Source organism: Bradyrhizobium sp. 137, assembly GCF_023074095.1.
Classification (GTDB): domain Bacteria; phylum Pseudomonadota; class Alphaproteobacteria; order Rhizobiales; family Xanthobacteraceae; genus Bradyrhizobium.
This window is the reverse complement of the sequence record NZ_JADPKU010000064.1, coordinates 1-11,821: the sequence shown is the minus strand read 5'-3', so window position 1 is coordinate 11,821 and position 11,821 is coordinate 1. Positions and strand designations below refer to the sequence as shown.

7 protein-coding genes are annotated in these 11,821 nt (G+C 63.4%); all 7 read left to right on the top strand.

The features are described from left to right. The coding region (locus IVA78_RS20530) for an IS3 family transposase (protein WP_247466789.1) at positions 1-788 on the top strand (788 nt) is incomplete at its 5' end. Positions 789-831: 43 nt separating this feature from the next. Next, a complete protein-coding gene (locus IVA78_RS20525) occupies positions 832-1,002 on the top strand; it encodes a hypothetical protein (RefSeq protein ID WP_247279951.1) in 171 nt (56 codons plus the stop codon). Positions 1,003-1,529: 527 nt separating this feature from the next. Next, entirely contained in the window at positions 1,530-1,805 is a 276-nt protein-coding gene (locus IVA78_RS20520) for a hypothetical protein (protein WP_247279950.1), read from the top strand. A gap of 257 nt (positions 1,806-2,062) precedes the next feature. Then, a complete protein-coding gene (locus IVA78_RS20515) occupies positions 2,063-6,169 on the top strand; it encodes an AAA family ATPase (protein WP_247467368.1) in 4,107 nt (1,368 codons plus the stop codon). A 17-nt stretch (positions 6,170-6,186) separates the two neighbouring features. Continuing rightward, positions 6,187-8,343 carry an FAD-dependent oxidoreductase gene (locus IVA78_RS20510; protein WP_247415310.1) on the top strand — a complete coding sequence of 719 codons (2,157 nt, stop codon included), beginning with the start codon at positions 6,187-6,189 and terminating at the stop codon, positions 8,341-8,343. Beyond that, positions 8,340-9,281, top strand: a complete 942-nt coding sequence (locus IVA78_RS20505) for an acetoacetate decarboxylase family protein (RefSeq protein WP_247279947.1) — start codon at positions 8,340-8,342, stop codon at positions 9,279-9,281. Before IVA78_RS20510 ends, IVA78_RS20505 begins: the two co-directional genes overlap by 4 nt. Positions 9,282-9,338: 57 nt before the next feature. After that, a complete protein-coding gene (locus IVA78_RS20500; RefSeq protein WP_247279946.1) occupies positions 9,339-11,363 on the top strand; it encodes an NAD(P)-binding protein in 2,025 nt (674 codons plus the stop codon). Positions 11,364-11,821 lie beyond the last annotated feature (458 nt).

Here is an 11,821-nt window from a genome sequence, read left to right as displayed (position 1 = left end):
TACGCCAACGCATGAGAGCGATTGCCGAGGTGCGCCGTCGCTTCGGCTATCGGCGCCTGCATGTTCTGCTCAGGCGGGAGGGCTATCTGGTCAACCACAAGAAACTGTTCCGGCTCTACCAGGAAGAGAGGCTCGCGGTCCGTCGCCGTGGTGGCCGCAAGCGGGCGCTCGGGACCAGGGCGCCGATGGTGGTGCCTATAGCGCCGAATGACCGCTGGTCGCTCGACTTCGTCTCGGACCAGCTCACCGATGGCCGCCGCTTCCGCATCCTGACCGTGGTCGACGAGTGCACGCGCGAATGCCTAGCGTTGGTGGCCGACACCTCGCTGTCGGGCTCGCGGGTGGCGCGGGAGCTGGACCGGCTGATCATCGAGCGCGGCAAGCCCAAAATGGTGGTCAGCGACAACGGCACCGAATTGACCAGCAACGCCATCCTGACATGGGCCGATCAGAGCCGCGTCGCCTGGCATTACATCGCGCCCGGCAAGCCGACGCAGAATGCCTTCATCGAAAGCTTCAATGGCCGTCTCCGAGACGAATTGTTGAACGAGACGCTGTTCACGTCGCTGGCCCAGGCCCGGGTCGAACTCGGACATTGGCGGGCCGACTACAACGATACGCGACCTCACTCGCAACTCGGATGGAAAACACCATCGGAGTTTGCCTTCACCTGCAACCCGCGACGGGATCTGGCGCTGCGCTATGCCGATGGCTCCGCACCAGCTCCCGTCGCTACCACCGCCCATTCGGGTAAATCCAACAGCCGGGGCGAACTCAGGACTGGATAAAACTTGGGGGCAACGTCACTCGCTCAGACGACTGACAGGCTTGTTGTCGACGATTCTTCAGGATGAATTGGCGTTGCGCGGCGTGCATTCATTGACGCCATCCGACTATCACGAGATCATAGAGCAGTTGATCGAACACCTTAGAGACCTGGAGCTTAACTTCGCCGGCCGCGAGTTGGCTGGGAAACAGCCGAGTAGCCTCATGCCGGACTGACACCGGGCATTTCGGGATTGGCTGCCTCGGACGTCGCGCTGCAGAGTCTAGAGTTGCTTTCCAATTCTATAAACCAAACCCGCGGCCGATTCGCGGATAAGCCTGACCGCGGCCTCAGTATTACGCCCCCTGAAGAGCGCTCCATCAACCTGAGAAAAGATGCCCAGGTTGCCAAGAATCCGTCGACGATAGATTTAACGAGATTACCGCGATGCTTCTTTACGATCCCGCTTGCCATTTGGTGGTGTTGGTCCAACAACCGACGCCATGCTAGGTCGCCCATCCTGGCTGCGCTGCGGGTCGAATCGACGATGTCGGTGAATAGAATCGTGATCAAAACTCGCTCGAAATCATTCGATAAATTCTCATGATCTCCCGTGATGAATTCTTCGATATCGCCGAGAAGTGCCTCGGCATCGCCGAACCAGAAGGCATGTCCTCCGTTTGAGTATTCAATGTATTTGGCATTCGGGATGCGCTCCGCCAGATCACGCCCCGCTATCGTCGTGAAAGCTGGAGATCGAGCCTTGAGGATCGTATCCCATTCCGAAAGCCATATCGTCGAGCTCGACGACGGCTCACGCTGGCAGGTGTTCCCTGGTGACGTCGACATCACCCTCGGCTGGACGCCCGAGACCGATCTCAGGCTGACCCGCATCGATGGCGATGTAAGCGACCAGGTTCTAGTCAGCAACGATGATGACGGCCGCGTCCGGGTTCTGCCCGAAGGCGCGCTTTGGCCGAAGGACCACGTCAAGGCGAAACTGGGATCGACGCGCAGGAGCAGGCGGGCGACAAAATGACGGCGCGCCATTCGCGACAGGATCCCATCAACCCGACGGCTTCGAAGACATTGCGAAAGCAAGTGAATTAGTCGCTTCCGGCGACATCGATGACGTGATTCCGAGAGGTGCCCAATTGTTTGTTTACACCGCCGAAGCTGAAGGTTAGCATTGGAACAACCAGACGTAATTTGCCGATATGTGAAGCCGTTCACGGTCAGACGCGCTTCGGTAGTGCATTGATACAGTGAATGATCCCGCACCTCGGGAGGGCAGTTTTGTCTACTCCCCTTTTGGACCAGCGGCTCCAAGGCTTCGCCTCGAACTTACTCTATCAGGAGCTGGCGGACGGAGATGACGCCGAAGGCTTTCGCTTTCGCGACATCGACGGAATCGTTCTCTTCGTCGACATCGTCGACTCCACGTCCATGACCGATCTGGTGGCCGCGTCCGGTCCCGATGGCGCCGAGCGGCTCGGGGACGTCCTCAACGACTATTTCCGCTGCGTGATCAACATTGTGCTGGCGCATGGCGGCGACGTGGTGGGCATTGATGGCGACGCCGCGATCGCGCTTTGGCGCGCCGCCGGATCGACGAGCACCCCGGCCGTCTCAGCCGCACGGGCTGCAATTGGCCTGCGCGAGGTCCAGCTCCATTGGCCGGTCCAGCCGCCCGCCTCGCTTCGCCACCGAGTGACGCTGGTCGCCGGCAAATTCACCTCGGTCATTCTTTCCGGCAACAGCGGGCGGCGCTTTCATGTTCTCGCCGGCGAGCCGTTGCGCACGATCAGCGCGATCTCGCACGAGGTCGAGCCGGGCGAGGTGATCGTCGACGATGCGGTCGCGCAAATGCTCGGCGCCGCAGCGAAGCTCGAACCGATTGGCTCTCACGGCGAAGCGATGCACGCCGCGGCACGCCTCGACGCCTTGGTCGACACGGGGCCAGCGGATCGCGGCCCGGCGCCTGGTCCGATTCCGCTCTCGTGGTCCACGCCAAAATCGTTCCTGCCGCGCGTGGTCGTCGCGCGCGGCCAGTCCGATCTCGTAGCCTGGCTGACCGAATTCCGGGCCGTGAGCCTTATCTATGTTCGGCTCAGCGCACCGGAGCTTCCCGACGGCTCCGCCCAGGCTCGGCTGCAAACGATGTTCGAGGTCGTCGCGAAAGCCGCGGAGGCGCTCGATGTCGAAATTCTGCGGGTGGTCGCTAACGAAAAAGGCGTCATCGCACTCATCGTCTGCGGCTTGCCGTCCTTCGGCTCGGAAAGCAATGCGGCTCACGCGGTCGGGATCGCCGAACGCATTCGTGAGGACGCCTCGAAGCTCGGCATACCGCACTCGCTCGGCGTGGCGACGGGCCGCGTATTCTGCGGCCTGGTCGGCAACGCGGCGCGACGCGACTACGTCTTGAACGGACCCGTCATGAACTACGGCGCGCGGCTCATGCAGGCCGCCGACGACGACGTGCTCTACGATGCCGAGACGGCCCGCGCGGCGAGCGGGCGGTTCGCCTTCTCGCCAGCCGAGGAAATCTCGGTCAAGGGGCGCGGGCGTCCGCTTGCCGTACACCGCCTTTCGCAGGCATTCGCGGCACCTGCGCACTCGCCCGCCGGGCAGAAAGCGCTCGTCGGGCGCGATGCCGAATATGCGGAATTGACGCGAGGGCTCGGCAGTGGTGAAGGCGGCCTCGTCGTTCTGGAAGGCGAACCAGGCGCTGGCAAATCCCGATTGCTCCAGGCCTTGCGTGAGGCGGCCGAACGCAGTCGCCACACGACGATCGTCGCTGCCACGCACGTGATCGAGCGCGCGACGCCCTACTACGTCTTCCGCAATTTCGTGCAGCAATTGCTGCGCGAGCCCGGCGACCGCGAACCCGTGAGCCCGCCTCTGCTGCGGACACGACTTCACGAGGCGCTTGCCGAAACTGACCTCATCGAGAAGGCGGCCTTGATCGAGGACGTGATGCCGCTCGGATTGCCGAGCAGCGAACTTGCTGCCCAGATCAAGGGCGCGGCGCGACAGGCGGGCATAGAGGATATCATCGTTGCGCTCGCCGCCCGAAGAATGGCGGATCGGGCCCCTTTGATCCTGCTCGACGATTTGCACTGGATCGATGCGCTGTCGGCGGACCTTCTGCTGGCGCTGGCGCGCAGATTGCCCCGGCTGCTGATCGTGGTGACGTCGCGGCCGTTCGATGCGACGGAGGCGCCGCACGGCGGACGGGTCATCCAGCGTGCGTCCCGCCGCATCCCGGTTACACGGATTGACTCGAAAGGCACGACGCAGATCATCTGCGATCTCCTGAACGTCATGTCCGTCCCACGCCGGCTGGTCGATTTCGTCTACGGACAGTCGCAAGGCTTGCCGATCCATATCGAGCAGCTCGTGCTTTCGCTGCAGGAGCATGGGTTGATCGAAGCACGGGAGGGGAAATGTCTCGTGCATGCGTCCGATCTCAGAGCCGCCGCGGTGCCGCAAAAGCTCCGTGACCTGGTCGTCGGACGCATCGACCATCTTGGTCAGGCCGATCAGCTCGTGGCTAAGGTTGCGAGCGTCATCGGCCGCGTTTTCGACATGGACACATTGCGGGCGATCTATCCGCTTCCGAGCGAGGCGCGCAGCCTCGAGATGAGCGTGCGGCGCCTGGCCCTCGCGGGCATTCTGGAGCCCGCATCCGGAGGAGACAGCGCCGCGCATGCCTTCCGCCATGTGATCATTCAGGAAGCGACATACGAGCTCCTGAGCTATGCGCAACGACGATCGATCCATCTTCATCTCGTCGAGCAGATCGAGCGGCGGCGCGCGGAGGCGCTGGAGCCGCACTATTCGGAGCTCGCCCATCATTGCGAGCACGCGGGCGAGACGGCGAGAGCGGTCGAGTTTCGCCTGTCGGCGGCGAGCCTCGCCGTGCTCCGCTCTGCCAATGATGACGCGCTGATGCATGTGGAGCGCGCCGACCGTCTGGCCAGGACCGCACGGCTGGCGCTGACCGACGCCCAGCGCTCGACCTTCGCGTTCCTGAGAGGAGAAGCGCTCCACGCCTTGGCGCGCTTCGGTGACGCCGAGGGCTATTTCCGGGAATGCATGCGGCTGAACAGGATCAAGAGGCCGGAGACCCCCCTCCAGATGAGGCTCTCCACGATTCGGCAGCTCGCTCGACAAGCCGCGCACCGAGTCGGCTTGATGCGAACGCCATGCGATGAAGTTACCCGCCAACGGGAGCGGCTGTCCGCCCTTCTGCATACACGCCTCGCCGAGCGCGCCTACTTCATGTGCCAATCCACCGAGCTGGAGCACGATACGCTCGCGGCGTTGAACCAGGCCGAAAAAGTTGGTGCGGTCTCGGAGACGATCGGCGGATACGGGGCGCTCGCGATCGGACTTGGAACGACGCGCCTGCATGCGCTGGGCCGCTACTATCGTCAACGCGCAATCGACGAATCCAAACGTGTCGGAGAATTGCGGGACCAGGGTTTTGCCCGTCTCTATGGCGCGGTCTACTCGCTGCACACTTGTGACTGGGACGAGGCGCGTACGCTTCTGCAGGATGGCGCCAAGCTGTTCGAGCGGCTCGGCGACCGGTTTCGCCGACAGTCGTGCCGCGCGGTGCTCGGGTATATCGCGATGGCCGCCGCGAACTACCGCGAAGCGCGTGCCATCCTCAGCGAGTTCGGATGGGACGCGGAGGGGGCCGAAACGAATGCGGTGCGGATCTGGTTGCTCGCCGGTCAGTCGGCACTCGATATGCTGGAGGGCCGCCCGCCTGCTGCCGCGGTGCGACGGATGGAAGCGGTGCGGGAGCTCGTTCTCTATCCGGCCGAACGCCACCTCTGCGACGGCGTTGCCGCTGCCGCTCGTCTCAGGGCAGGCGACATCGAGGGCGCACGGCGCGGTGCCGACGAGGCATTGCAGAACCTGGCCGCCGGCTTCTGCACGATGGGCTCGGCGTACAACAGCGTCAGCAGCGTGGCTGCCGTGTTCCTCGAACTGCTCGAGCAAAGCCAGGCTGACGGCAAGCGCGACGACGGCTTGCATGCGCGCACGGCCGAGGCGTGCCGCGCCGTATCGGCCTACGCAGCGCGGACGCGGATATGCCGCCCGCGCGCGCACGTGCTCGAAGGCCGCTTTGCATTGGCCTCGGGACGGCAGAGCCGAGCGATCCGTCAGTTCCGCCGTGCGCAGGGTTGGGCGCGACGATTGCAGATGCCGCTTGAGGAGGCATTGGGTCATCTCGGGCTCGCGCAAGCCCTGCCCGACAACGCCGCGCGCGAGCACCACTACGAACAGGGAATGTCGATGCTCGATGGCCTGGGAGCCCGGCCGTGGGGCTACGATTTAATGACGGCTGCAGCAGTCAAGCGCGAGGGTCACTCAGCCATCCGGGCGTAGCATGAGAGGAAAGATCGATGGCGAAGCAGAAGATCGCGATTCTCGGCGGAGGCATGGCCGGGCTGAGCGCGGCCTATCACCTTACCAAGACCCACGCTCTGCGCGATCGATACGAGGTCGCGGTGTACCAGCTTGGTTGGCGGCTCGGCGGCAAGGCAGCAAGCGGAAGGGACGATCTGGGACGCAATCTCGAGCACGGCCTTCACGTCTGGTTCGGCTGCTACGAAAACACCTTTCAGATGCTCCAGGAGCTTTATGCGGCGAATCCGCCCGGCGGCATGCTGACGGACTGGACGGCCGCCGTGAAGCCGCAAAGCTACACGCCGATCGGCGTTTACGACAACGGCCGATGGACGTACTGGCCACTGACCTGGCCGACCAACGATGGAACGCCCGGTGACGGCACACTCCTGCCGAGCTGGGGCCAGATGATGCAGATGGTCGCCGGCTGGATCGCGGAGGCGATTGAACGTCGCCTGCAGCAACCGGCCCCCGCAGAGGCGGTCGCTGCGGCCGGCTGGCTGCCGCCCACCGGAGCCCTGGCGCTGTCGTCGGATACTGCGACACCGGCGGGTGCGGTGAGAGCGGCGCAGAACCACCTGCGTGCTCACGGTTCAGATCTTCGCAAGCTGACCGAACAGGACATGAAAGAATTTCACGACCTCGTCCGGTGGGCGCGCGATGCGCTGGCCGGACGGAAGTTCGTGGGTGAACAGAGGGCGGAATTCGTGGAGGCATCTCCACTCGATCACCGCATCCTGACCGAAGTCCTCGATATCTTCGCAGCAACCTCTGCCGGCATTTTCTGGGATTTGGTCGTGCCGGACCGTCCCCTCGAAGCGCTCGACGGCTACGACTTTCGCGCCTGGTTGATCAACCACGGCGCCAACCCCACGATCGTTAACACGTCCTCGGTCATTCGCGTCCTCTACGACACCTTGTATCAGTACGAGGACGGTGATGTGTCGCGTCCATCCTACGCCGCGGGCTCCGGGCTCGGCGTCATCATGCGTCTGATCGGAACCTACAAGGGCGCCATGATGTGGGACATCCAGGCCGGCATGGGCGAGGTGATCGTCGCGCCGCTGTACGAGCATCTTGTTTCGTTGGGCGTGAGCTTCAAATTTTTCCGCAAGGTGACACATCTCGGCTTGTCGCCGGACGGGACGCTGATCCAGACGATCCGGATGGACAAGCAGGTGGAGACGATCTCCGGCGACTACCAGCCCACCTACGATCTTGCGGATGGATTGACTGTCTGGCCGGCCGAGCCGCTTTGGGAGCAACTCGTCGACGGCGCCGAGATGAAGGCCGCAAAGGTCAATTTTGAGAGCTATTGGTGCGATCGGCCGCCCGTCGGACCACCCGAGGAGCTTCATCTCGGAACGGATTTCCACATCGCGGTCCTTGCGATCTCGCTCGGCGCCTACAAGCCCCTGAATGGCGCTGACGCCAGCATGTGCGCGGAGCTGATCGCCAAGAACGGAGCGTTTGCCTCGTACGTTCAGAATGTCGGTGTCGTGCCGACGCAGTCGGTCCAGCTGTGGTGCGACCCGACCAGTGCCGGCCTCGGCTGGACCACCGGCAAAGCCGCGACCGTTTCAGGGCCCGAGTATCTAAACATCTGGGCCGACATGACCCAGGTGTTGCCGTTCGAAACCTGGCAGGGGCCGAGGCCGCAGTCCCTGCACTATCTCACTGGAACATACAAGACGACGCTATTCCGGCAGCCCTCCTCCAATACAGGCGTTCCCGCCCAGGCCCATGATGAGATCCGGACCCAGGCGATCGCGTGGCTCAACGAGTCGTCCTACGGCCTGTGGCCACTCGCTGATCCCAACGGCGCCTTCGATTTCGACGTGCTGCACGTGACGGAGCCGGCCGTCGGCACAGCACGTTTCAACCAGCAGTTCTGGCGCGCCAATATCGACCCGACCGAATGCTGCACGCTGTCGGCAGCGGGAACGACGCAGTATCGGCTGCATCCCGACCAGACCGGCTTCAACAACCTCATCCTTGCCGGCGAGGGCAGCCGGCACGGTTTCAACACCACGGCAATCGAGGGAGCCGTGATGTCCGGTGCGGCGGCCGCGCGCGCGATCAGCGGCGCCCCTGCTCACATTGTCGGGTACGACTTCCTGCAACGCCGGCCATCGCAAGGACCAGGAACATGACAGAGGTACCCTACATATCGTGGATCGGACACGGCGCGACGTGTCTGTCAGCTCCCGACACCTTCGCCGATGCCACGATGAGCCTCTTCAGCATCGAGACCGACACCACCGCCGTTCAGAACCTCGTGGATGCGCTTCTCAATCCCGTAGCTCCCGGACGGGTGCGCTACGCCCCTGCGCTGTCCGCCGCGATCTTCAGCTTCAGCGACAATGCAAGATGTACCTCGACGGTCGATGCGATCGGCTTCATGCCCGGGCGCGAGACCATGATCCTGGTGCCGCTCTGGGAGTTTCATGGCACCAATCCGCTTCCCAGCCGGCTGGTGTTCTGGGCGCCCTATATCTTCATTGACTACACGATCGGCCTTGTCACCGGGCGCGAGGTCTGGGGATGGCCGAAAGCTTTCGCGCGCATCGGCGTCGACACCGATGCGCCGGGCGCGGGCTTTTCTTGTCGGACCACGGTGTTCCCGGTCCTCGCGCCGACGACGCCCGCGCAGGACGTCGTTCTCTATCGTATCTTCAGGACCAACGAGGGCGCCAAGTCCGAACCTTGGGACAGCGCGGGGGCAGCAGCCCGCGGCGCGGTGCGAGGCTTGCTCGACGGGATCGCCGAAGATGCCCTCCAGATGCTCACCCGCCAGCCGGAAATTTCGTGTGTCGTGCTGAAGCAATTCCGTACGTCGGACGATCCGACGATCTGCTGCTATCAGGCAATCGTCAACTCGCCGATCGCAGTGACGAATTTCGCCGCTGGGGGCCCGCTGTTCGACAGCTTCACCGCCGAGATTGCCACCTGCGAAAGCCACAGGATCGTGTTCGACTTGCTCGGGACGATGCCAACATCCCCGACCACACGCCTGCCGATCAGGTTCGCCGGTTGGGCAAGGATCGATTATACAGCGCTTCCCGGCAGCGCCGTGATCGTTGCAACGTAGACGAGCTCAATTGGTTTTGGCAGCATCGGTGCACCGATGCTGCATGGAGGATAAGCCATGCCCCACGGATCGCAAATCAACGTCGTGATCATCGGAGGAGGACCGGCGGGACTCGCCGCGGCCTTTTGGCTAACGGCGCCGGAGCAGAACGATCGCTATCGGGTCACACTCTACACCCAGGGCTGGCGCCTTGGGGGAAAATGCGCCAGCGGGCGTAATTACAGCGAGCACGACCGTATTGAAGAGCATGGGCTCCACATGCTGATGGGCTGCTATCACAACGCGTTTGCGACGCTGCGGGCGTGCTATGAGGCCTGGCATCCTGGCCCGGGCAGTCCGCTCTCCACCTGGGAGCAGGCGTTCATCCCTCAGCGCAAGATCACCCTCATGGAGCCCGACGGTCGCGGAGGAGCCTGGGAGCCATGGGACTTCGCCAACCTGCCTCGATCTCCAGGTGAACCTGGCGACGGTCTCGGCGCAGATCCGATGGCCGCGCGGGCCCTGGCGGAAGGGCCTGTGGATGCCATGCATCGGCTGGTAAAAAGGCTGGCCGATTGGCTCGAGACGTCGGTTGGCCTCGATAAGCTGATCAAGGGCGGCAAGGCCGCGATTGCCGCATTGCGTGCTCCCCTGTTCGAACCAACGGATGAAAGAACGAAAAAGAAGCTCAATGACCTCGAGATCGCCAATAAGCAACTGAGAGAGGCGATTGGCAACAAGGGCTGGCAACCGGCCGGGCACGATGCCGAGCAAAACGAATCGTTTCAGCTGGCATCTGGAGCCATGAGCCGGCTCCTCATTCTTGCCAACCTCGGCGTGGCGACAGGCCTCGGCTATCTCCGGGATATCGCCCACAGCGGCGAGGCCGCCTACGACAAGCTCAACGCACAGGACTTTCGCGCATGGCTGGCGACGTGCGGTGCGTTCGACGAGACGCTGGCCTCAGCTCCCATTCGCGCGCTCTACGATCTCGCCTTTGCCTTCCGGGACGGTCTGGCCGGTAACATCGATAATGGCTCGATGGCCGCCGGCGTCACCTTTCGCTTTGCAATGGAGCTGACCTTTGGCTATCGCAACGCCCCGCTGTGGAAGATGGCAGCAGGAACGGGTGACACCATCTTCACGCCATTCTATGAGGTCCTCGAGGCGCGGCAGCCGGGATGCGTGCAGTTCTTCAGCCGGCTCACCGACATGACCGCGGCAAACGGGCGCATTCAGTCCATCGAGATCTCGATCCAGGCCGTGACGGGGGACGGCACGCCCTACAGGCCGCTGGTACCGGTCAAGAACCTGCAATGCTGGCCGAACCAGCCGGACTGGGATCAACTCAAGGACGGCTCTGTCTTGCGGGGCTGCAATTTCGAATCCAGCTTCTGCACGGCATCCGCCGGCACGCGACCGCTGCAGGTGGACCAGGATTTCGATCTCGTCATCCTTGCCATTCCGCCCGCGGCGATCACCAAGACCCCGGCGTCGTTCGCGCAAGGCAGCGCGCGATGGCAAGCCGCGCTAGGAGACAGCCGGTCCGTGGGAACCCAGTCGTTGCAGCTCTGGATGGGCCCTCCCATCGCCGGTCTGGGCTGGCCGCTTGGGCCGACCGTGCTGACCGCTTTCGCTGAGAACTACGATTCCTGGGGAGACATGAGTCATCAGCTGCAGACGGAATCATGGAGCTGTCCAGACGCACCGCAGACGATCGGCTATTTCGTCGGCTGTCTCCACGTGCCGCAGCAACCCGCGCCTACCCCGGATTCGATGCAGCAGGCAGCGAACCAGCAGGCCGATCAGTGGATCGCACAACACCTGCCCATCCTGTGGCCGGGCTACGGCGCGGGCCAGCAAACCTGCCGCTGCGTCGCGGCCAATTTCGACGGCTCGGACCTCTATGTGCAGACGCCGAGCGGCACGAATGTTGCGAGCCGCTTTTCATCCGCGGATACGGCAGACTTCGCAAACCTGTATGTCGTCGGCGACTGGACGCGCACGCGCTTCAGCGGTGGATGTTTCGAGTCAGCGATCGAATCCGCAATGCTCGCCTCCCGCGCGATCAGCAACTTTCCCACCCACATCAAGACAACGTAGGTGGCAGGAGCCGCGCTGAGGCGCGGTCCCTCAAACTCCGGCAGGCGTGCCGTGGCGACGATGATCGGCACTCGGTCGCGCCAGGGCCAGCCCTCGACCACTGTTCGATCGGGCTCGAAAATCTCGACCTTGAGCGGGTGGCAGGCGGCAACATCGCTGGAATGGCTGGCACCGCAGTCGCCGCCGGGACAGGCCGACAATGCGCCGATACCGATCTACAACCTCGATTTCTCGCTCATTCCCCGTGACGCTCGAGGAACTCGAAGCCGCGCAGGAGCGCGAGTATTGGTCGATGGTGGGCGATCCGCGATAGTAGGTAGTCGTCCGTGAAGAACCCTGAATTCAGGCTGGATTGATTTGGGGTCGGGCGAAGAGGATGGCCAGGATTTGCCACAACGAGAGCCTGAGCCAGCAGATCAGGCGGCGGAAGTTGTAGCCGACGGCGGCGAGGACGGCGT